General features: G+C 53.2%; 16 protein-coding genes. 6 read left to right on the top strand and 10 right to left on the bottom strand.

All coding sequences use genetic code 11. The features are described from left to right. Positions 1 to 276 precede the first annotated feature (276 nt). Genes K239x_RS19570 through K239x_RS19555 form a run of 4 tightly spaced genes read left to right on the top strand, consistent with a single transcriptional unit; the run spans position 277 to position 10,069 of the window. Entirely contained in the window at positions 277 to 3,036 is a 2,760-nt protein-coding gene (locus tag K239x_RS19570; RefSeq protein WP_419189175.1) for a CHASE2 domain-containing protein, read from the top strand. A 43-nt stretch (positions 3,037 to 3,079) separates the two neighbouring features. Beyond that, positions 3,080 to 6,475 carry a poly-gamma-glutamate biosynthesis protein PgsC/CapC gene (locus K239x_RS19565; RefSeq protein ID WP_145419868.1) on the top strand — a complete coding sequence of 1,132 codons (3,396 nt, stop codon included), beginning with the start codon at positions 3,080 to 3,082 and terminating at the stop codon, positions 6,473 to 6,475. Continuing rightward, positions 6,472 to 9,048, top strand: coding sequence for a hypothetical protein (locus tag K239x_RS19560; RefSeq protein ID WP_145419867.1), 2,577 nt, complete (start codon positions 6,472 to 6,474; stop codon positions 9,046 to 9,048). The genes K239x_RS19565 and K239x_RS19560 overlap by 4 nt, the downstream gene beginning before the upstream one ends. Further along, a complete protein-coding gene (locus K239x_RS19555) occupies positions 9,038 to 10,069 on the top strand; it encodes a hypothetical protein (protein ID WP_145419866.1) in 1,032 nt (343 codons plus the stop codon). The genes K239x_RS19560 and K239x_RS19555 overlap by 11 nt, the downstream gene beginning before the upstream one ends. Here the strand turns inward: K239x_RS19555 and K239x_RS19550 are convergent, their stop codons facing one another. The 3 genes from K239x_RS19550 to K239x_RS19540 all read right to left on the bottom strand — a co-directional run bounded on the left by K239x_RS19550 (position 10,070) and on the right by K239x_RS19540 (position 13,073). Then, on the bottom strand, positions 10,070 to 10,474 hold the full coding sequence (locus tag K239x_RS19550; protein WP_419189174.1) for a response regulator transcription factor: 405 nt from the start codon (positions 10,472 to 10,474) through the stop codon (positions 10,070 to 10,072). Further along, positions 10,467 to 12,047 (bottom strand): ATP-binding response regulator, encoded by a 1,581-nt coding sequence (locus K239x_RS19545; RefSeq protein WP_145419864.1) that lies wholly within the window; start codon positions 12,045 to 12,047, stop codon positions 10,467 to 10,469. The genes K239x_RS19550 and K239x_RS19545 overlap by 8 nt, the downstream gene beginning before the upstream one ends. A 360-nt stretch (positions 12,048 to 12,407) precedes the next feature. After that, positions 12,408 to 13,073 (bottom strand): response regulator transcription factor, encoded by a 666-nt coding sequence (locus K239x_RS19540; RefSeq protein ID WP_145419863.1) that lies wholly within the window; start codon positions 13,071 to 13,073, stop codon positions 12,408 to 12,410. Between the two features lie 243 nt (positions 13,074 to 13,316). Between K239x_RS19540 and K239x_RS19535 the strand changes: the two genes are divergently transcribed. Continuing rightward, complete coding sequence (locus K239x_RS19535; protein WP_145419862.1) at positions 13,317 to 13,802, top strand: response regulator; 486 nt, start codon at positions 13,317 to 13,319, stop codon at positions 13,800 to 13,802. Between the two features lie 27 nt (positions 13,803 to 13,829). Here the strand turns inward: K239x_RS19535 and K239x_RS19530 are convergent, their stop codons facing one another. From K239x_RS19530 to K239x_RS19515, 4 genes are all read right to left on the bottom strand, one after another. Beyond that, positions 13,830 to 14,846 carry an ion transporter gene (locus K239x_RS19530; protein ID WP_145419861.1) on the bottom strand — a complete coding sequence of 339 codons (1,017 nt, stop codon included), beginning with the start codon at positions 14,844 to 14,846 and terminating at the stop codon, positions 13,830 to 13,832. Positions 14,847 to 15,079: 233 nt separating this feature from the next. Then, a complete protein-coding gene (locus tag K239x_RS19525; RefSeq protein ID WP_145419860.1) occupies positions 15,080 to 15,424 on the bottom strand; it encodes a translation initiation factor in 345 nt (114 codons plus the stop codon). Next, positions 15,421 to 15,897: a YaiI/YqxD family protein gene (locus K239x_RS19520; protein ID WP_145419859.1), complete on the bottom strand. Its 477-nt coding sequence runs from the start codon at positions 15,895 to 15,897 to the stop codon at positions 15,421 to 15,423. The genes K239x_RS19525 and K239x_RS19520 overlap by 4 nt, the downstream gene beginning before the upstream one ends. A 56-nt stretch (positions 15,898 to 15,953) precedes the next feature. Continuing rightward, positions 15,954 to 17,258: a PQQ-like beta-propeller repeat protein gene (locus K239x_RS19515; RefSeq protein WP_145419858.1), complete on the bottom strand. Its 1,305-nt coding sequence runs from the start codon at positions 17,256 to 17,258 to the stop codon at positions 15,954 to 15,956. 107 nt (positions 17,259 to 17,365) lie between these two features. Between K239x_RS19515 and K239x_RS19510 the strand changes: the two genes are divergently transcribed. Next, the gene (locus tag K239x_RS19510) at positions 17,366 to 17,632 is read left to right on the top strand and encodes a DUF1289 domain-containing protein (protein ID WP_145419857.1); all 267 of its coding nucleotides are present in this window, start codon (positions 17,366 to 17,368) and stop codon (positions 17,630 to 17,632) included. A gap of 34 nt (positions 17,633 to 17,666) precedes the next feature. On the opposite strand, the gene K239x_RS19505 is transcribed toward K239x_RS19510, so the two are convergent. The 3 genes from K239x_RS19505 to gmd all read right to left on the bottom strand — a co-directional run bounded on the left by K239x_RS19505 (position 17,667) and on the right by gmd (position 22,032). Further along, complete coding sequence (locus K239x_RS19505) at positions 17,667 to 20,150, bottom strand: PKD domain-containing protein (RefSeq protein ID WP_145419856.1); 2,484 nt, start codon at positions 20,148 to 20,150, stop codon at positions 17,667 to 17,669. A 391-nt stretch (positions 20,151 to 20,541) separates the two neighbouring features. Next, complete coding sequence (locus K239x_RS19500; RefSeq protein ID WP_145419855.1) at positions 20,542 to 20,868, bottom strand: co-chaperone GroES; 327 nt, start codon at positions 20,866 to 20,868, stop codon at positions 20,542 to 20,544. A 147-nt stretch (positions 20,869 to 21,015) separates the two neighbouring features. After that, complete coding sequence (gene gmd, locus K239x_RS19495) at positions 21,016 to 22,032, bottom strand: GDP-mannose 4,6-dehydratase (protein ID WP_145419854.1); 1,017 nt, start codon at positions 22,030 to 22,032, stop codon at positions 21,016 to 21,018. Positions 22,033 to 22,048 lie beyond the last annotated feature (16 nt).

The following is a 22,048-nucleotide window of genomic DNA, read 5'->3' as shown; positions in this document are numbered from 1 at the left end:
TGCCAGCACCGAAAAGAGGTCCTTTGGGAAAACCGTTGGTGCTGAGCGGCCGAGCAGGGTGTTGGATACACCGCCAAGATCGTTGCAATCGCGCCGATCGGACCTACGCCCAATCGTGACCTGGATGTCGCAACCACTACGACCGGCGCGTTCGTTGGTAATTTGCAACACCTGTGCACCATGTGCCTCGTAGATCCGGGAATCGACGGCGTGGTTTACCCGGGGAGCTACTTTTTTGCAGGCCTGAATTTTCGCTGCGCGTTGCATAGACAAGTTATGAATCCCATTCACCGTCGACCGGATCGCTACGGAGTCGTTATGACTCTCGTAATCGTGTTGACCGTATGGACGGTGAACTCGCTTGGACTGCTGCGTTATGCAGACGATTGCTTAAGCGATCTTGCCAACGCGTTCGCGGCGCGTAGCTATGCGCCAGACGACTCTCTCTTGGTCTACGTTCCGCCGTCGGTGCTGGATAATGACGACCAATTGCTGAATCTCGTCAGTCGAATTGGGCAGGACGGACCAGCCAAAATTGCGATCGTCCACCCCGTCAGTCACAGTCAAGCAAAGCGATTGGACCAGTTGCCTTTCGCCGAAGACATCGTGGTCGGTTATCAGCGAGCATCGAATCCTTCCTCTCAAAACAACGCTGCAACTGAGTCGATCACGTGTGGCTACCTCGATTTGTGTTTAAAGGGGCAGTCTGTCTACCGCAATCATTTGTTCAAACATCAAAGTGTCGTCAAAGGATCCCGCGGAATCAAAACGGAGTGGTCGATCGAAGCTCAGATTGCCAGACAGGTGTTGGGCGAACGAAACGCTGGGTTGATTCCCGGTCGACCGGTAGGCGTCCGATTTTTTGGCGGCGCTTCGGGACTGGCGAATGTCAGCAGCGACGACGTGCTATACGATGCGGTCATCCCCGAGATGGTTGCTGGCCGAATCGTCATGATTGGTCCGCAATCCACCAATGAACAGGGGTTCGTCACACCGACGACGCTGGGCGCCGATCGCATGTCGCGTCTGGAGTTGCACGCCAACTTTTTGCAAACACTCTTGCACGATAACTATCTGGTCAGTCTCAGTGAACTTGGGATTCTGGGCGTGATATTTTGCGTGCCGATGGTTTGCGTGCACTGCTTTCGCAACCTAGCGAATCGATGGATGATCCGTTCGTGGTTGGCGTTTCAGCTGATGGTATGCCTGCTGGGTTGGACTTGTCTGTCACTATGGTCGGTACGAATGCCCGTAACTGCGATGCTGGCTGCCGTGGCGTTGTCGTTTGTGTCCGTACTGTATTTGCGTTTTCGAGCGTTGAAGGACTTGGTGGACAACTGGCGCTTGCTACGCAGCACGAACGAACGGATCACACTCCAGAGGATCGACAACGACCGTTGGAAAGCCATGGCTGATTCGTTAGTCGAAGTTTTCGCCCCGCGACGTGCTGTGCTGATGCGTTTGGATCCTGGGTCAACACACTTGGAGGTCTCACAGACTTGTGGGTGCGGCGTGGACGCGATTCGCGAACAGCGGCGCGATGTTCATCGTTATCCTTTTCGCGAAGCCATCGATCAGAATTATCCCACTCAAATCGAAGATCGCCGTTTTCTGGTTGAACCAGAAAACGGCGGCGTTGGGGAGTTCATGGTTCCCCTGGTGATGCTCTCCGAAGTCATCGGTTTCATGGTGGTCGAAATGGACGATGCCGATTTGGAACGTTGGAGTGATTTCGAAAGCTGCTTGGCGCGGTATGCCGGAGACATGGCAATATTCTTAGCCGGCGACCAGGACTGCGACGAAGCGGGCGAAATCACCGATAGGTCCAACCAGCCCTCCAGGACGCTTCCCGAACAAGCAATGGCAGCGGCGCTGATCAAAGACGAAGTGCAGCACCGTGGTTTTCAGAAGATGTTAGGCCGCGCGGTTGACGGAGCCGAAACGGCGATTGCCATCGGTGATGTATTCGGACAATTAGTCAAAGTGAACGAAAAAATGGTCGCTTTGATGCAACGTGGCGATGTGTCTGCCCAAGACACTTCCTGCGTCGAAGTCCTTGCACGTTTGACGCATCGCGATGAAGACGAATGCCGTCAGCTTTTCCGGCGTTGCATCATCGAAGATCGATCCGAACAGATCGTGCTGGCTTCAAAATCGGCCGCGGATTCGTCAAGTGTTCTTTTCGTACGACCTTTGTCGGCTAGTAACCAAGATCATCAACGTGGCATCGATTCCCGTTTCGTTGCGATCGAAATTGTTTCGGGAGAGATTTTTGACGCGATCAATCATTGGCAGCGGCAGTTCATGGCTGCGCAATCGGATCGGATCGACCGACAGATGGAACTCTTGCTGCAGATCGCAGGTGATTTGGAAATTGTCAAACGCGACGGTGGATCCCAGACGGACCCTTACGTGGCGATGGCACGCGATGTACTGCGAAGCGTCAACGAATGCCGCGCTGCAACAGGTAATAATCTAACCGATACGCCCACGGATCATTTTCTGCTCGATACCAAGCCTGTCCTTTCGGCGGCACTACGATCCGGCGAAGACGACATGCGGCAATCAGGCGTCACTGTCAGCGAAAAAATCACGGACGAACAAGTCGTTGCCAGCGCCAATCCATTTCTGTTGGAACAGGTGTTTTCCACCATCGTCGAATGTCTGGTCAGCGACTGTGACGAAGAAACTCAGTTGATCATCGAATGTGATCGGGCAGCGGACAGCGTGATCTATCGGTTCAGCACTCAGTCAACGCTGCTGGAAACAACCCAGCTCGAACGCTGCTTATTCGGAACCTCCGAAAGCGAGCGAGCGATGCTGGCTCCATGCGAAGACGCTTTGTTGACGCAGCGTCATCTGGATCGGCTTCGGGAATCGAATCGTTGGCTAGCAGCATGGGGTGCCAAGCTTTCGATCGATTGTGATGCGTTCTATCGAGTTTCGATTTCGCTGGAATTGATGGCCTCCGATCAGGCTGTTTCCAATCCATCGTCAGATTTTTCCGCTGAGCCTAAAGCGGTTCATTCCCACTAACGTTCCAGTAGCAACTCGTAGACAGTGATTGATTCCACCTAGCATGAACTTGCCCCTTTTCCCATTCGACGCAACAGCGATCACCGTTACAACGACGGTGTGGGTGGGGGTATTCGTGTCGGTGTTTTTCAATTTGCGATTGGGTTGGACGCTTTCGGGATTGGTGATCCCCGGCTACCTCGTGCCGTTGCTGATTACCCGCCCCATCACCGGTGGCGTGATTGTGTTGGAAGCCGCTTTGACCTATTTCTTAGTGGTGCTCTTATCCGAAGGCCCACGGCGGGCAGCCTATTGGAGCAGTTTGTTTGGACGCGACCGGTTTTTTGTGATCCTGCTGGTTAGCGTCATCGTTCGTGCCGTGTTGGACGGCTTTGTGCTCCCGGCGGTCGGCAGAATCGCGGTGGAAGACTACGGAATCAATTTTGATTATCGCAACAATTTGCACAGTTTCGGGCTGATCGTCGTCGCGCTGATTGCCAACTATTTTTGGAAGCCTGGCATGATGCGTGGGCTACCGCCGTTGGCGACGTGCGTGGTGATTACCTACATCGTGATTCAATGGGTTTTGGTTCCGTACACCAATTTCAATATTGGTACCTTTCATCTGCTGTATGACGATCTGACGACTTCGTTGATGGCCAGTCCCAAGGCGTACATCATTGTTTTGACGACGGCTTATGTTGCGTCGTGGATGAACCTTCGATACGCCTGGGATTTCAATGGGATTTTGATTCCGGCACTGCTGGGACTGCTGTGGCATGACCCTAGCAAAATCCTGATTTCGGGAGTCGAATGCATTCTGTTATGCGTCGTCGGCACCTATCTGATGCGACTAAGTGTGTTTCGCAAAATGACGATTCAGGGCAGTCGAAAGATTCTGTTCTTCTTTACCATTTGCTTCGTCTACCGGCTCTTGATGTGCCATCTGTTAGCTCGGTTCTATCCGACCTTCAATCCGACAGACGCCTTCGGCTTTGGATATTTGCTGTCGACACTGATGGCGATCAAAATCAATGACAAACAAAAAGCGGTTGCCATGTTATTTGGTACCGCCAAAGTTTCCATGTTGGGCGCCGTTATTGGTAGCTTCATTGGATTTGCATTTTTCTGTGGCCCGCGAATTGCATTTTCGTTTTCGACTGTTCCGCAAAGTGTATCTGCCGAATCAACACAAATTCAAATTGATCGCATTGACCTTCCTCTGCATCAAGTCATTCGGTCGGAGAAAACGCTGCTCTACCAAAAGCGACGACGCGATAGTTATGTCGCACCTACACAAAGCGAACTCGCCAAATTCAGACGCGTCTTGGACAAAATGGCTCAGTTGCAGACTCCGCTTCGCCCTGGAGTCCTCGATTCATTGGCACCCATGCTTCAGCAAATCAACTACTACGGTTCGTTGATCCAGAATCGCTACTTGTATCTTCGTGAAAAGTCGCCCGCAAATGGCTGGGGAGTGTACGTTGTCGATCTCGGTTCAACCGAGGGCAACCGTTTCCAGGTGCCAACGCCGCTGGGCGAATGGGGGACGTTGGAATCGGGAGTGAGCCTGTTTCAGAATTTTCCGAGCCGAACCTTGGCCGTCGCGGGGACTTCACGTCATGTGAATTTTGGCGGGGAAGCCGATGTGATTGCGGAACCAGCGACGATGTTCAACGTGTTTCGGCAATCGTTTCAGGAGGGCGCGACTGTACAAGTTCGAGGCTACACGACGTCAATATTTAGGCAGTTACGTGCCGCGGAGAATGCGGAATCGCGACCAAGTGAAATTCTATCCGAACAACTCCTGTCAACCGATTCTCGTGTTTACGTACGTGGCGCAATTCCCGGTGATATGTCACTGGCAAAGTTGAAGGATCTGACGGGAACCCTGGACGTGCGTTGGAACGCGAGTCCAACGGACAACTTGTTGCGTGACTGGAGTCGCGGCGACCATGTCGAATTGATACTGAATCGAAATGATCGTCGCCGACTGATCGCACAGCTTGGAGTGAACGAACCGAAACGCGATGGGGCTCTGGCAAATTTCCAAACTGTTGAACTGTCGCTGAACGACTGGTTGGTCGGGATCAAGAAGCGGTTAGTTCTGCAGGGCACAGACGCCTACATTCCCGCGCGGGTCGAAGAAATGTTGTTTATGGATCAAGAAGTGTTCTCGCCATTGATTGCGTTGCTTGGGAAGTTGCCTGCCGAAGCAGGCACGCTACCACGATCGGATGTCGGTGCGACAGAATCACCACGCTTGCCTTGGTTAACAGAAGCGGTTGCTGATGAATTGGTTTCGATCAACGATGCTGCTGCGAGCCAAAATTATGTAGTGACTTTGATCGTCGATGAAGAGAACGAAGCGACCTTCGTAGCGGTTTCGGAACTTCCGACAGTCGATGCAAAGGGCTGGGGCACGTTTGTCTTTCGTCCCGGGTTGTCCGATGCGTTTGCCGTTGAAGTGCCACGTCCCTTGTTTGAACGTCGGTCGTTTGATTTTGGTGTGAATCTATTCGAACGCCCTCGCGGCGCAGCGATGTTGGTCGCCGGTGCCCATCCAAGAGCCAATCTGGATGGCAGCGCTGATATTTCCAAAGCCGCCAACCGCGTGAATCTGTTCAACTTGGTTCGACATGTTCTCCTACGTCAAGTCGGTGATCGTCCGTTTTTGATCTCGCAGGCTCGGGCGATTCAAGCACCCGTGCAAGCGGATGTGGTTGTCGCTACGGATGACGGTGCCAGGAGCTTGGCCGAACTGAGCCCTTTGAAAGATCAGCTACTCAGGCAACTCCGCGATGACCGGTTGAGCATCGCCTTTGTTGATGGTGGAAAGGAGACTGCTGGCTACGAACTGGGGATTCTGATGCAAGCGACTTCGGTTCAGGTGTCGCAGAATAAAGAAGTGCTTAGCCTTTGGCTGTCACCGTCGCTGCGAAGTAAGTTTCGTGAGCAAACCGACAACTACGCGCTGACGGCTCAGTTTGAAGCGAGCGGGATCCCCAGCGTGCAGGAAAAATTGGTCAGCTATCTGCAGGGGCTTGGTTTCAATGATGGTGATCCGATTTCCGGAGCTCACTTGCCCGACACACTGCGTTCCAAACTAGTCACCTACGCGAAAACAAATGATGTGGTCCAATTGTTCAAGCTGGCGAAACACCATCCGCAGTGGCGATTCTTAAGAGTCGTCGACGGTGTTTCTGGACAAGCATTTTTAGTGATGCGTCATTGCGAAAGCGATTTTCCTTGCATCTTGAATTTGACGGGAGCCTTTGGCGATCATCAGCACCAAATTGACACCTACCGTCATAGCGACGTGCTTTCATTTGCAAAGTCACGGACGCTCTGGTTGTTTCCTGTTGAAGTAGGCAAGGCGGGCGGAGAAAGATTGCGAGCCAGACCCGCGGTTATCGAACCAAAAGCCTCCGTCGATTTGGTACTGCGAGGTGCGTTATGAGATATCGAGATGTTTGCTGCATTGCGATCGTGATGATGCTGGTGATTTTTGTCAGTGGCAAGGCGAATCAGACGATTCAGGACTATTCGTTTGCATCAGTCGAGATCAATCGGGAAGATGCAAATCGTGAATCGTCAATTATCCTATCGACCGACCAGTGGGTGGAGTTCCAGATCCAAAGCGAAGCCAACGGGTTGCGTCTGCTGACCAACGTTGCGTTGGATTCCAACGATGCACCCGATCATGATTTGGACAACCCTCGTACGGGGTGGCGATACTCCGTTGACTATGAATTGCTCGATTCGACGCGGAAGGTTCTTAAACAGTCCACCTATCACTTTCGTTCGCAAGTTCACCAGTTGATCGATGTCACGTCAGGGGAGCCGATCTATCCGATTTTCTTCGGTAAAAGCTCTCGTGTAGCGACTCAGACGCGCGCGATGCAATTGCCAATCAACCAAGACGCAGAACGCGTCGCGCTGATGCGAGTGCGTGTGGCCCAAGCCGATCCTAAGATTCAAGAAGTCGTCGCGAGAGTTTTGGTGCGAAGCGAGCGGGAAGACTACGATCAGCGAACGACATGGAATCGAATGTCGACCAGTCGTCGCGAGGGTCTGAGCCGATTTTGCGTCTATGACCATGACTTGCTGACGATCGGCGAGCGAAACAATCTGTTGCGTTGGCAATGGAAATCGGCGCCGGTGATCAGCGATTTCGAAAAACGCTATCTGTTTTTTATTGGGGACATCGACGACCAGCAAGTTCGTGGTGATCAGTTACCGGCAGGTCTGTTCATCGACTCGCAATGGCTTGGGACGATTCCTGTGCCGGAAGTCTCCAAGAAGGTGCGTTTGGAACTTCGTTGGGTGGGCACACCGCATGAACAACGCACTGCTTCGGCGACTGTATTGTGGACAGGCGCGGATGTGGCCGACCGCAACGAGAGCTTCCATCACGTCAGACTTGGCACGGATGCAGCAAAGACAAGCGAGTTGTTTGTGGACGTGGATGGCGGATTGATTCAGGTGAGCACGGATGCTCCGGTCGTCGTCCGCGCGTTTGTGCCGTCGGATGACCTGCCGCAATCTGACTCGACTGGTGTTGAGGTTGAAATTACACCCGAGATGAACTTCGTCAGGACGTTTCTGTCGGACACGCGAAGTATTCAGTACGGCGTGACTCACCTAGATGATCAGCCCACTCCAATGCGGGTCGTCGTGCGATACCCGTATGCTCGTCTCTTCTCTAACTTAGGTGAAACGATTGGTGGAAAGGTTGGTTCAGCGATCGAAGCGTCCCGTTGCACGGCCAATTGGCAGTTTTTACGAGAAGACGGATCGGTTGCTAATCAGGGCCACTTCACTATCGTGCCGACTCCATCAGCCTACGATCGATTTACAGTTGCAGGTCAACGAGAGTTGATTTCGGATCCCAACGAGTGGTTCATGGCGGTGCCTGCGGACGTGACGGCCGTTCGTATTAGTTCGCCAGATTGTCGGCTGTTGGTAAGTGCCTACGTTCGCCCCGCCAATTTACGAAGTACGGTGCAGATTCCAGAAGACTATCACGCTTTTAATCGGACGGAGTCGACTCGGCAGACTTGGTACGGGATGAATCCGAGCGATCACGAATCGATGATCCAAGAGAATCGTTCGTTTATTGTGCAGGCACAAACTCGACCGGCCCAACCAAACGAAGAAATATTGGCGGGACGATACGAATGGGAAGGATTCGTTCCCAATGGAAATTGGATTGCCCGCCCGATGCTTGTCCCACGAGGGTCGGGGGCGCTTGATGCGGACGTCGTCCGAGAATCAGCCGTCGGATCGGTTTATTACGAAATCAAGTCCGGCGCAATTCATCACTTCGCTGATCATGCCGATGTTGCCTTTCCGGAATTGATCGATACTAAAATTGCATTTGTAAGCGAAGAAGCACCGGGACGTGTGTCTGTCGAAATCAATGGGCGTATCGTAAACGAACAGACTTTGCGTTCGGCCAGAGGAGAAATTTTGTTGGACACAGTCGATCTTGGACGAAGCGGGACCATCAAAGTCGAAACAGAACATTCTTGTCGCCTGTTCCTGGTCGGCAAATCAGTTGCAAAGGTCAGGACGTTTGTCCGTCGCACTGCCCAACGTCTGAGCCGAAGCCTGTTGGATTTTCAATACACAAAGTCTTCTCACGAAGATGAGCTGGTAACCCTACAGCTGTTCCGATCGTCAACGGACGAAGAACGCTGTCGCATCCAAGTCGACATTGACCGCGTTGGGCCTTCTGCGGCAAGTGATGTCATGTTACCGACGTGGACTGTGCGTCGAAAAGAGTACGATCTGCGGGCTCAGCAAGGTCACGATTCCGTGTTACTTGGACACGCTGATCAAGTCGACGTGGGGTATCGTTGTTTCATCCGATTGGACAGCGATCTGCCACCAGGCACGTATCAAATTCGGGTCAAGCGAATGGACGAGGGACAAGAAGGCTACGCCCTGCTTTACCAAGTGGTGGCTGGCCAACGCCCTGGTCGAACTGTGCGAATCGATGCCTCGGCAGGAGTTGGTGATGGGAACTAAAAATCTTGTCTATGGATGCTTGCTTGGCGGAATCGTCGTGCTTGTGCTGCAATTCCAAAGCCAGCCACTGCCGCAGGATCAAATCGTCCCGGTTACGCCTGTGGCCGCACGTTTAGAAATGCAGCCAGAACCGGAAGACGCGAGCCGCATGGAGCACGCGGAGCACCTGCCGCTGCGACAATCGCAGGCTGGCGAACAGCACCGTTCCATTCCGGTCGGAGATTTACGGCAGTTGTTGAAACACTCCATCGGCGATGCCAAGTTTCGAGCTCCCACTGTTTCCGAGCTGGGCACTTTCGAGCGTTTGTTTGCACGCACGCTGCGGTCGAACGTGATCGATTCCATGCTGTTTTCGTCTTGGAAAAGTGCCGGTTGGCAATTGCATCAATGTAACGACGACGTGTTGGTGATTTCTGAGTTGCCAAGTCGGCGGACCGGGCGGGGAATCTACGCAGTACGGCTGGGATTCACGTCAGACTTGGTCTTGCAGGCGCCCCATCGTTTTTATGACCAAGGCTCTGGCATAATCGCACGAACGCTGTTTGAAGAGCATTCAGTTTCTGCGGCCGCTTGGAACACGGTTCATCGACGTCAGGTCGACTTGGCACATTGCGAGGAAAACTTTATCAATGCATTTTCCGCTGCCATCGTGAACTGCAATCGACAGGCAAAAATACTGCAGCTCCACGGTTTCGATGCTCGGAAGAACGACTTGGACTCTCGTGCTTCGTCGGTGAAGCTGATTGTCAGTGATGGAACCAAATTTCCCCGTCGCCACATAGTCCGCGCCACGGCCAATTTAAAGACGGAATTGGGTGCCGGACACGTGTTGTTGTTTCCCAGTGAAATCGATGTTCTGGGGGGCACTTTGAATAGCCAGGCCAGACATTTGCGTAGCCTTGGATCGCATGGATTCTTACATGTCGAAATGGAAAAGGCGTTTCGCCAATCGTTAATCGATAGTCCCCGTTTGCGAAGCGACTTCATCAATAGTTTTCGATCGATGCAGTCAATTCGCTGATCACAACACAAATGACGGGATTACAGAGTTGGCTCCGCTATCGCTTTCGTGAATCGCCGCGTCGATTACTTCAATGAGCTGTGCGCCGTTGTACGGTTTTTTTACAAAGTAGTTTGCACCGCCGTCGAGTGCTGCCTGTTGGTCAATCAAGCTTGCTGAAACAACCACGATCGGAATGGCAGCGGCTTCGCTAGACGATTTCAGTTCGCGAAGAACATCCAGCCCCGTCATGCCTGGCATCCTGAGATCCAAAACGATGGCATCGGGGATGCATGACTTTGCAATTTTCAGGCCCATTGCACCGTTCGAATTAGAGACGGTGTCGTAGCCTACACTGCCGAGCCGCATTGCAGTTGCCTTGAGAATGTCGTGATCGTCGTCGATCAAGAGAATGCGTTTAGGCATGGGCAACAGAATTCCTTTCGATGTAAATCTGTAGTGCATCGATCAGGTCGTTTCGCTGATCCGTGGTCTCCCAGGTTCCGTCGATGCGAAGGTCGATCTTTGGCAACGGGCCATGCGGCCGGTTCCGATTGACACTGACACGTTCCGTCTGAACACGCTTTATGAAAAGCCCGACCAAATCGTGAGTTTCAGGCAAAGCAATTGCCCACCGACTGGGGGACAGTCGGAATAGAACGTCGTTTCGTCGTAGGCAGTAGTTCAAGAACGCGTCCAGTTCGTTGGCAACTGAATCTCCGGTTTGGTCCGGAATACTCGCGTAAACAAGCGACACTTTGCCATCCGCTTGCCCTGCATCGCGGTTGATCTGGTCAATGTTATCGATATAGCGATGCATGACTTCGACTGGATCAGCGAACGGGATCGTGAATGTAAATACGCTCCCCGAGCCCACTTCGCTGGTGACATCCATCTCGCCAAAGTTCAGCGAGACAAGTGCCTTGGCGATATTCAGTCCAAGGCCAAACCCCTTGGTGCTGGACCGAACACTTTGTCCAAGCTGCTTGAAGCGAGAGAAAATCTCGGTGACTTTATCAGGAGGGATGCCGGGGCCATTGTCGTGGATCCAAACGATCATTTCCTTCTTTTTGAAGTCGGCTCGTGCGCCGATTTTTACGATGCCCGGATTGCCGCAAAACTTGATGGCATTGGTGGCCAGGTTTGTGATCACGCGTCCCACTTTTTCAGCGTCGCAGTAGACTTCGGGAAGCCCATTGGGAAGCTCCCAGCAAAGCGAAACATCTTTGATTCGTGATTTGCGAGTTAATGAATTGCGCACGCGATGAGCGATGTCGTCCATCACGCAGTTCTTACGCCAGGCGCCCAGCATACCGGCTTCCAGTTTGCTGATGTCCAGCATGTCGTCCACCATCGTGTTCAGATCGTCAGCCCGATCTTCGGCAACGCTGAGCATCTTCTGTTGTTTTGGATTCACCGGTCCAGCAAGTCCTTCGCGAACCAGCGAGATGTATTCCTTAACCACGGTCAGCGGTGTTCGGAATTCGTGGGAGACATTGTCGACGAATTCGTGTGCCTGGTCGTACAGCTTGGCAAGCTTGGCGTTCTTCTCCTTCAACGCTTGGCTCTGTGCTTTGACTTCGGCTAGCAGGATGTGGACCTGAGAATTCTTTTCGTGACGTCGAACCGAGTTCTCGATCGCTCGTTTTAGACCTGCTGGCGTGATTTCATCTTTGACCAAGTATTCATCGGCACCGTCTGCAAGCAGCTTTTCCGACAGCTTCGCGCCGGTCGATCCGGTTAGCACAACGATGGGCGTGTAGGCCGCATGCCGACGGAGTCGAGGAATGGTATCATCCTCGTTGCTGTCGGGCAGTCCTAGATCCGAAAGAATCACATCGAAGTTGTTGGAAAGAAGTTGCTCGATGCCGCCTTGGAGCGTGGTCGCCCAGTTCAAGACGATTTTTGTTTCAGCATCGCGAAAGGCGCGTTGCACAATTTCGGCGTCCAGTGAGTCGTCTTCGATCAGCAGGATTGACGTTTGGCCTTCGAATGGCATTTGACTCGCTCCAACTTTGGACAGACGTACGTAGAGCCATCAAATTTCAGATGTCCGCCAAAGTCTGTTCCAAGAAGCGATTGTGTTTGTATCGCCCGAAGTCTGAACCCTGCGTCATGCCACCCGCAAGCCGTAAACATGCTTGCTCTTAACAATCGAAATTGTCGTTAGAAAAGCCCCATGCATCAGACGCGACGAAATTGTTGCTCAGAACGATATCGTCAACGTTGACTAGACAAGCTTAAACCACAAAACACGACGCGGCCGGCGGTTGAGGGAAAGCGGACTTCTGGCGAAAACAAGTCAACTGAAGCATGGCAGTTTTGCTGCTCACAAACAGGGCAACGGATTCATGGCGAATTAGCTGGTTTCGTCGTTCTTGCTTGGCATCAGTGCGTGGGTCGTGAGCAGTTGTACCAGCTGGATGATCGATTCGATGCCCATTTTTTTCATCAAATTACTTCGGTGCACATCGACGGTGCTTGTGCCAATGTCCATCTTTCGGGCGATTTGTTTACTGGCTAAACCGAGCACGACTTGATCCAGCACTTCTCGCTCGCGCTTGGTCAGCGCATCCAAACACTGCAGCAATTCTGCTTTTTCGACACGATTAGCGCGGCGCGTGCGATCCAGTTCGATGCTCTCGGCAACGCGTTGGATCAGTAGGGCATGATCGATCGGTTTTTGCAGGAAATCAACTGCGCCCATTCGCATCGACTCGGCGACGTTGGGGACGGTCCCGTGCGCAGAGATAACGATAAAGGGTTGGGCACCGCCACGACTGATGATCGATTCGTACAAGCCGATCGCGTCGAAGCCTGGCGTTTGGAAGTCCAGAATCAGGCATCCTGCTTGACCTGGATCGTACCGTTGCTTGAATTCGACTGCGTTACCAAAATCCGCAACGGCATAGCCGGCACCTGTCACAACCAGGCGTAGTGCTTCGCGAAAATCATCATCGTCTTCGATGATGTAGACCAACACGTCCGGAGAAATGTCGGGTTTGGCCGTCGTGTGGTTGTTCATGCAGTCCTGCAAGCGTAATGCATTTACTGGGGCGTCGGAGTGGAGATCGCGAAGTAAAGATTCCTTTAAGTCGGACGCATTATGGTATCGCGACAGCCGAATGCGCCGTAGAGATGATTAACTTTCATCGCTTCATCGACAGATCGTTCCGTTCGCGGAGGGTTTTACGACATGATGGATGCTTTCCAATACGACCATTGCGTTTTGCCTTTTGGCTGACGCGTCCACCGAAGAGAACTTCCGATGGTGATTACCAAAACACTGAGTCCGCTCGACCACTCGCAAACCAAGACGAACGAGTCGGCCGAGACGCGTAAACCACAGCTTTTGTGCATTGATGACGATCCCGATATCGCGCAGGCGTTGGAAATGGCGCTGAGCAACCTTGAGATCGATTTGACTTGTGCATTCAGCGGGCAACAAGGGATCTGGAACGCACTGACTAACAAACCCGATTTAATCTTAACGGATTGGTTGATGCCAAATGGGAGTGGCGAAGACCTTGTTACGACGTTGAAACGCAACAAGAACACGGTCGATATCCCGATTGTTGTGCTGTCATGTCTTGGCGGTGGGCGTCAGGAACAGCGTTTGTTCAGCATGGGTGTTGACGGGTTTGTTCAAAAACCGATCTCGTATGCCACGTTGATCAGCGAGATTGGTAGGCACATTACTCTGCCGCAGATCGGGTTTGCCTCCACGCAACCAGACGGCAACGACGACGAATAAGCGGTGCCGTGCATGAGGTTTGCGGCGTTAAGTTCCGTTTGGATCGGCGATCTGCTTAGGAACCGACGGCTTGGGCTCCATTTTCTTGAGCTTTGCAATTTGACGACGCAGACGCTTGGCTTCCGATTCGACGTCGACCAATTTGCGTTGAAGATTGGCGATCGCCTTTTCGGGATCGCGTCGCGTCCATCGGTGAAACGCACCCAACAGGATCAGGGCCTCGGCTGCTTTGATCGCAGTTCCTCGGAGTCGATAGACTCGCGCGACTTTTCCTACTTGAGGAATCCGCATCAATTTGGCGAGCCGGGTTGCCCGCAATGCACGCAGCGAGCGAAGAAACGAGAAGAGCGGTAGGAGGATGATTGCCAGATCGATCCAGTGTTTTTTGCAGTACGCCAATTTTCGATCGGCGACCGACACCATCAAAATGAATTCGATCGCGAAGGCAAACCAAATGATGCCGGTCCCGATGTGAAGACAGGCACGCAGCCAAGTATGGTTGGCGACTTGTGCTTTCATGAAAAATTCGACGATCAGAATCGGCATGATCATCAGCGCGATGATAATCATCGGAACACTGAACTGTCGTTCCAGTCGACGTCGCAGCCGTTTGTCGGCCCGTCGCCAACCCAGTCCCGGCAGCCAAAGTCGATGTCCCATCTCGGGACTTCTGGCGCACATCCGTAGAGCCGGGCAGATGCAAAACGCGACTGCAAAAAAATGATACTTGCGGTGTTCTGCGTCCCAAGGCCGACTGAGCCAGTGCATGATCGATTCTGCGGTGACAATGATCCAGCCGCCAGCCATGACCCACAAAATGATTGACTCCAGCATCGCGAAGCGGCTGATGGAACCGGGGCCAGACAGTTCGTTTCTAGCGACGGCGGCCGTCACTTTTTCTTGCAAACTGGGCATGTCGACCCACAGCACGACGAGACAAGCAAGGCTGATGAGATACGTGAGCGAAACGTAGAACATTGGTTTTGCGGATCGACCTGCGACCCACTGAAAAATGTCATCAGAACGTTTGCGATCAGCGTTCACCGAGGCTTTTTCTCCGTTTAATGGTCAGAAGCACCTTACCCGCGGCATTGGATGTTACCGCTCAGCGACCTTCTAGGCCAAAGGAACGCGAGGTCAGGGCGATAAATCTAGTCGAATCGAGGCAGGTCGAAACACGGCTGGTTTGTTCAGTCGGTGTTTTTTCCTTTGCCGACGGTGTTTGATCACGACTTGCGTCACGGCACAGCAGTAGTTGCATCGACGGCAACTCGCTATTAGACGCAATAGCCAAGCTTCGTCATCGTGGTTTTAACCCTGTCCAAGTGGTCGCCCTGGATTTCTAAGTCGTCGTCTCGGATTGTGCCGCCAGCACCGCAAGCGGACTTTAATTGAGACAAAAGGTCAGCAAGATCAGTTGCCGGTTCAGACAGTCCGCTGACCACCGTGATCAAACGTTGGTGCTTGCGTTTGTCCAACCGCACTTTTGCGGTTTGCGAACTGGGCGATTGTCGCTCGATAGGGATCGATTCGGGAGGACACTTGCAGTCGTCGATAAGTTGGTCGCAACGATCGCATGAAGGAGGGATGTCGAACTGAGTGCCAGCAAATAGTCGTGTCATGATTTGTTCTTTAATTCTGCTTTAAGCAGTTTGGAAAGCGTGCGGTCAAAAACCGACGCAAACGCTCGTTTGTCTTTTTTATTGTAAGGCGCGGTTCCGCCCTGGGCCGATTCGCTGAACCCACGGAGTTCATCCATGAAGTCACGCATTGCCAGTCGAGAGCTAATGTTGTGTGCCGTGTATTCTTCGCCCCGCGGATCGATCACTGCGATGGATTTTGCGACTAAATCGGAAGCCAAGGGAATGTCCGCGGTAATCGCCAGATCGCCCGGTTGCGAGTGATTGACGATGTACGTGTCAGCCACGTTCGCACCGTCGCGTACAACGACACATTTCACCAGAGCAGCATTGGCCGGGGAAGCGATCGGTCGATTGGCAACCAGCACAACGGGTATCTCCAGACGTACCGAGGCGCGAAAGACGACCTCTTTTACATCGGTGGGGGCCGCGTCGGCATCAATCCAGATTTTCACAGTTGTTCTTCAGGTTTGCGAATCGCGAAATGAACACTCGGCCGTTGATATTTAATCTATTTTTCGATGCGATAGATCGCTTCAGCAGTTCGCATGATCAACGCGTTGCCATCGACTGCCATGGATGCCAGTGTCCGTTCGCCAAGATCGTTTTCGGCGAGCACTTTGTACTCTTTGCCGGTTGCGATCACCGTCGTCACGCCGGCTTCGTCGGTGTAGTAGATTTTGTCGTCCACCAAAACCGGCGACGAAGAGAATCCTCCGCCGACACGTTTCTTGTAGACAACGTCTCCCGTTTCCGCGTCGACGCACAACGCGATGCCGCCGTCGCTGATGCTGTAGATCAAACCTTTGTCGGCAATCAGCGACGGGGTATGTGGTGCATTCTTTTCGACGGACCATTTTAGATGGGTGTCTGTTACATCACCGTGGCCAGTTGGATCGATCGCCAGCAGGCTGGGAGAATCGTAGCTGGTTGATAAGTAGACCAGTCCGTTGTGAAAGACGGGCTTGGGAATGACCGAGTACCCGGTGTAGGACATGTTCCAGATGACGTTTCCGTCAGCAGGGTTGATGGCCAGAACGCAGTTGCTGCCCGGCGCGATGACTTGGGAATGTCCGTTGACATCGATAACCGTTGGCGTGCAAAACGAAAACTTTTTGGGGGCATCAACGGGACGTTCTACTTCCCAAGCAACTTTGCCGGTTGTCGAATCCAACGCCACAATTTTGGGGTCGTTCTTGCCGTCGCATGTGAAAATTAGTTTGCCGGCAACTAAGACGGGAGTGCCGCCATTGCCATGGACGGGGATGAAAGACAGGTCGCGGTTCTTCCAAATAACTTTGCCATCTAAATCAACACAGACAGTGCCTTGATGTCCAAAGTGAACATAGATTCGTTCGTCGGAAACGATCGGCGTTGGGCTAGCATGCGAATTCTTCTTGTGGATCCTGGGGCTTCCGGAGCCTTTATGCAAAAGCAGGGCAGTGTTTTTTTGAATCTGTCCAGACTGTTTGTCTAGGATGATGAGCGATAGGTCAAAGTCGGTTTTCTTTGAAACGGGTTCGTCGCCTCGCGGGATCGCTGCAGAGACGAAAATTCGGTCGCCCGCTACGACTGGTGATGACCAGCCTTGCCCAGGAATCGGGGTGCGGAATTTGATGTTGGTCGTGGGCGACCAATCAATCGGCGTTTGAGCCGCAAGGGGAGCGACGCCGTTTCCGCCCGGACCGCGGAAAATGGGCCAGGCATCAGCTGCCCGGCTGTACTGCGGGCCAGCCACCAGGAGGACTGTTGCCAGCAGAGCAAGTGAGATGACGCGGAGGACAGTCGGTCGGTGATCCGTGATAGAAAGCAGCATGAGATTGGTAGTCGATTGCAGGGAGGGAGTTGTCGATGAACCTATCATAACGAAAGGACGTCGAACGAGACTGGCCTGCGTATATTTGCCTTTAGCTGAACAGACGGATGCCTGATTTGAATTCGCCCCTGGAACCTCTCGATGACGACGACGTGGCATCGCCGTGCATCAAGCACTGCGTCGTCGATTTGAGCGGCATTTGCGTTGGCTGCCACCGTTCGCTTGATGAAATCGCGACCTGGGGGACATCATCGGCCAGGACGCGGCGTGATGTTCTTGAGCGATGCAACCAGAGGCAGCAAGCCAGCCGGCCTGGAAATTCCAGTCCAGGCAACGATGGTCAGCGAAATGCCGATACCGAAACGTGCGATTGAGAAGTTTGGAAAATCCCGAGACTCGCCTGAAGATCTAAAGAACGAAGCTTTCTGTATCGAGCAGGCTTCGCAAACGGGTTTCGTCGTCATCATCGACGTCGGTGGAGCCCTTGCCATCGATCAAGGATAGTCGCTCAGCAGGATCGTCTACGTTTTCATCCAGGATTCGTTCGCCACCGACATCGCTGCTGGGAGCTGCTTGTTCTGCGAGCTCATTGATGACTTCCAAAATGTCGTTGGGCGTCAGTACGTAGTTCCCGTCGACATCATAGAAGACTCCGTCCAAGGGGCGTACTTCGGGATCCAAAAGAACTCCGCTGCCTTCTTCGGCCAGCTGATTGATGACCGCCAAGATGTCAGCGGGAGTGAGTCCGTCTTGCCCGTTGGCATCAAATCGGTTTTCGGGATTTTGGAACAATGGCGGTTCATCATCCAGAATGTCGACCGATGCGTTTGCGGATGCATAGCTCGTGGCCGAGATCACAAAGTCCAATGTCTTTGTCAGCTCAGCCTGATCGTCTTGAACCGGTGTTAGCACAACCGAGCCAGTACGATCGCCCGCAGGAATCGTGAACTGGCTTTCCACTGTCAGCTGTTGCGAATCACCTCCGGTAATGTTAACCAACAGCGCGTCGTCCGCGTCCGTGTTGCTGCGAGTGATGCGCAGCACGACGGACGTCGTGTCGGCTTCTGTAATGTTGCCACCCGCGAATATGGCTGTCAAAAACTCTGCGTCTTGAACTTCCAGGTTAATGTCGCCCGAATCCATTCCTGCTCCCGCGGCGCTAATCGTCGCAGTTTGAGTTCCGTCCAGCAGCGTGTCGTCCGCTATTCGGATGGGCGTCGTTATGCTGCTGGCATTCGCTGGAATTGTGACCGTCGCTGGGACAATCACTTCACTCGTATCGCTTGACGTCAAGGTCACGGTCTGTGCCAAATTGCTTGCCGGGCCACTCCGACTGACGGTCAAAATAGCGGCGTCTTGTCCCTCGTCTTCCGTGAAGATGGTCTTTGAAAGCTGCAGACTCAGGGCGGGCTTGGCCGTTACGGTGATCGAAAACGTTTCCGTGTCGGAACCGTTGTCATCGTCGGTCGCGGTCACGCTGACGGTGTAGGTGCCGATAGCGTCGTACGTGTGTGATCCATCGAAGGATGCCAGCGTGGATAAGGTTCCATTTCCGACTCGGTCAATGGTCGCGTCACCCGAATCAGTGTCTCCGTCACCCCAATTAATCGAGTACGTAAATGTTTCGGTCGATCCAGCCGCAGCGCTCGTAAAACCCGGATCCAAAATTTCGCCCAGGTTGGTGATGGTGAAACCGCGATCGATTTCGACCGATTGATTGGGGGGCAACGACAACGACGGCGGCGTGTTGGTGACTGTGTTGGTCAATGTGCTCGTGAGTTCGCCGAATTGGCTTCCGCGCAAAACGATTTCGACGGGGTACGTGGTGCCATCGCTGGGATTGTCGGCGTAGATATGGCTAGCGGTAACGTTTGCAAATGTTGATGCGCGAGGTGTCCAGCCGATGTCATCCAGAGCGGCTATATCCAGAGGCGTCAGCACTTTGCGGGTCCCCGAGTCAACTCGCTCGCTGACGACCGACTGTTGATTGTTGCTGATGACCGAATCGGCAAAATGGTCAAACCCATTCAGCGGAACATTGACGCCACCATTTTCAGCTTTGGCCTGTACGCCGATAAACGAATTTCCGCTGGTCGCTGTTTGGTACGAAGAAGTGATGCCAGGATATTGCTGCGCGTTGCCGAATCCCATCACGTGCATCATTTCGTGGACGACGGTTGTCGAAAAATCGACCTCGTCATCATCCAGGCCATCGGTCGAAGCACCGAAGTGCCAGTTGGTATCGATGTCGAAAGAGATGAAGCCTCCCCAAGTTCCAATGTCAGTCGCTTGGGTACGATTGGCACCCGAAGCCGTTTTGAGCTCCGCGCCTTCCTCGCCACGCGCGACGATTGTTTCGATGAATTCGGCTTGCTCGTTTTGTTGCGTCGCGTTGGCAGGCGCGGGGAAGTTTGTGACTGCGGCACCTGGACCGGCCTCGCCAATTCTATTGCCTCCTAGTTGCCGTGCTCCGACGTAGATGACCAGTTGGTTGGCGGCAACGGCTAAGTCGTCCACCAGCAGCTCCGCTCCTGTCAGTGGATTGAAAGTTCTGGCTTTCCACTTGAGGTATGAATTGGGCGTGATGGCATCTAGGTCGTCGCTAAAACGTTCGACGACCGAGGCAGCGGCGTTCTCCAGCAGAGTCTTGCGAGCAGGATCGTTGAAGAACGTTCCCATGTACTCGAATTTGATGCTCAGTGGTCCATTGTTGTCGGTCACGCCCGTGACGGTGCCAGCGGACTGCGTTCCATCGCCCCAGCTGATTGTCGAAGAGAGTGAGCCGACTAGTCCCGTGGAATTGAAATCACGAGCAATATCGATTCCGACGCCTTCGCCGGCCAGCAAGTGGCGAGTTTCCAAGGACTCATGCAGAAGGCTGCGTTTTGCCATGCTGCTGATCTGCTTGGCGCGGGATCGCTTGCGACCAGGTCGTTTGGCTACTTGAGTGCGGCTTCGAGTGAAAAACGATGGAAGCGCGGACCATTTTCGCATTTAACGAAGCCTTGTACTCAGTGCTTTGTACTTAGAGTTGCTAGAGGCAGCATCAAGGTGCTGCATCAGGCCCATCGAGCCGATGTGGGGGCTAACACGCCAGGATGCGAGAAGAATCGCCGTCTAGTCACAGTACATCGCCCGTCGATCCCCACCACTGGGAGTGTCTCAGATAGGGGATCTTTTAAACAGGTGTACCTATGGTAACCGTTTCTGGTTTGTCCAAAAAATCTTCCGGCGAAGCCAAAAGCTCTAAATGTATCGCGAGAGCGTGTTTTCCCGATCGCGACTATTCCTGATCGGGTTTGTCACGACGAAAAACGGCTACTACGTCATCGACCGGAACGACGAACAGTTGATTGTCGTGTTCCAAGTCGACTGGAACAGCGTTCTTTGGGTGGAAGAGAATTTTGTCGTATTGCCGAAGCGGAAGCTCTTCGTCGTTTTCGACGACCGCACTGATGGTCACGATACGGCCGGTGATTGTCGGAATCTCTGCGGCGTCCGGAAGCGCAATGCCGCCACGGGTTTCCCGCTTGGGTTCGTCTTTGCGCACGAGAACGCGATCACCGATGGGTTCAACGTACTCGAAAGATGCTGGCTTTTTCTTACCCATGGGGTTCCGCAATCGTGCTGCGGTCCTCGACTGCGGTGACAACTGGCGACAAAGCGAGCAATTGTCGCTCAGTTGCTGCGAATCGTCGAGGCGGGGCAAGACCAAACAGCGGCTTCTAGCCAAGGTTTCGTCGGCCTCTGGACGCGATCAGTTGGGCACAAAGCTCTTGGCATGCGCCTCTCGCTGAGCCAGTTCCAGGTCATGCTGGACCATAATCCGGGCCAGTTCTTCCAAATCGGTCGTTGCCTCCCAGCCAAGCTTTTCTTTTGCTTTGGATGCATCCCCCAGTAGCAAGTCGACTTCGGCGGGACGGAAGTAGCGCGGATCGATTTCGACGTACTCTTCGTAGTCGAGGTCCAACTGCTCGAACGTCAATTTGCAGAAATCGCGAACTGATTCCGTGCGGCCTGTCGCCAGAACAAAATCGTCGGCTTCATCATGCTGCAAGATTCGCCACATTCCTTCGACATAATCTTTGGCATAACCCCAGTCACGTTTGGCGTCGAGGTTGCCCAAGTAGAGTTTGTCTTGGAGGCCCATTTTGATGCGACCGGCCGCGCGAGTGATTTTGCGAGTCACAAACGTCTCACCACGTCGTTCGGATTCGTGATTGAACAGAATGCCGTTGCTGGCGAACATGTCGTACCCACGACGATAGTTGACCGTTTGATGATACGCATACACCTTTGCGCAAGCGTACGGCGATTGCGGATTGAATGGCGTGGTTTCTTTTTGCGGCGTTTCCAGCACGTCGCCAAACATTTCACTGCTGCTGGCTTGGTAAACGCGGACGGAATGAGATTTATTGAGCAACCGAGCCGCTTCTAAAACATTCAGAGCACCAACGCCAACCGTTTGCAACGTGTAGACCGGCTGGTCGTAAGAAACTCGCACATGACTCTGAGCTCCCAGGTTGTAGATCTCGTCGGGCTGAATATCCAAAACCAAGTTCGTCAAAGCTTGCCCGTCGGTTAAGTCACCGTAGTGCAATCGCAGCTTCGTTTCTTCGTGAAGGTCTTTGTAGATGTGCTCGATTCGCTCCGTAGCAAATGTGCTGCTGCGTCGTACCAGCCCGTGAACGTCGTAACCTTTGTCCAAGAGAAGTTCGGCGAGGTAGCTTCCGTCTTGACCGGTGATTCCGGTGATGAGTGCTGATTTGGACATCGTGAATTTCAGAAAG

Source organism: Stieleria marina (assembly GCA_007741555.1).
In the GTDB taxonomy this organism is placed as follows: domain Bacteria; phylum Planctomycetota; class Planctomycetia; order Pirellulales; family Pirellulaceae; genus K23-9.
Note: the sequence above shows the minus strand (reverse complement) of the source record. Positions and strands in the feature narration are given on the sequence as shown.

Coding starts and splice junctions, on each gene's coding strand:
- K239x_RS19535 (WP_145419862.1), top strand. CDS start 13,317: ATGGTGATTACCAAAACACTGAGTCCGCTCGACCACTCGCAAACCAAG.
- K239x_RS19560 (WP_145419867.1), top strand. CDS start 6,472: ATGAGATATCGAGATGTTTGCTGCATTGCGATCGTGATGATGCTGGTG.
- K239x_RS19515 (WP_145419858.1), bottom strand. CDS start 17,258: ATGCTGCTTTCTATCACGGATCACCGACCGACTGTCCTCCGCGTCATC.
- K239x_RS19550 (WP_419189174.1), bottom strand. CDS start 10,474: ATGCCTAAACGCATTCTCTTGATCGACGACGATCACGACATTCTCAAG.
- K239x_RS19505 (WP_145419856.1), bottom strand. CDS start 20,150: ATGGCAAAACGCAGCCTTCTGCATGAGTCCTTGGAAACTCGCCACTTG.
- gmd (WP_145419854.1), bottom strand. CDS start 22,032: ATGTCCAAATCAGCACTCATCACCGGAATCACCGGTCAAGACGGAAGC.
- K239x_RS19545 (WP_145419864.1), bottom strand. CDS start 12,047: ATGCCATTCGAAGGCCAAACGTCAATCCTGCTGATCGAAGACGACTCA.
- K239x_RS19565 (WP_145419868.1), top strand. CDS start 3,080: ATGAACTTGCCCCTTTTCCCATTCGACGCAACAGCGATCACCGTTACA.
- K239x_RS19500 (WP_145419855.1), bottom strand. CDS start 20,868: ATGGGTAAGAAAAAGCCAGCATCTTTCGAGTACGTTGAACCCATCGGT.
- K239x_RS19525 (WP_145419860.1), bottom strand. CDS start 15,424: ATGACACGACTATTTGCTGGCACTCAGTTCGACATCCCTCCTTCATGC.
- K239x_RS19555 (WP_145419866.1), top strand. CDS start 9,038: ATGGGAACTAAAAATCTTGTCTATGGATGCTTGCTTGGCGGAATCGTC.
- K239x_RS19510 (WP_145419857.1), top strand. CDS start 17,366: ATGCCTGATTTGAATTCGCCCCTGGAACCTCTCGATGACGACGACGTG.
- K239x_RS19540 (WP_145419863.1), bottom strand. CDS start 13,073: ATGAACAACCACACGACGGCCAAACCCGACATTTCTCCGGACGTGTTG.
- K239x_RS19570 (WP_419189175.1), top strand. CDS start 277: ATGAATCCCATTCACCGTCGACCGGATCGCTACGGAGTCGTTATGACT.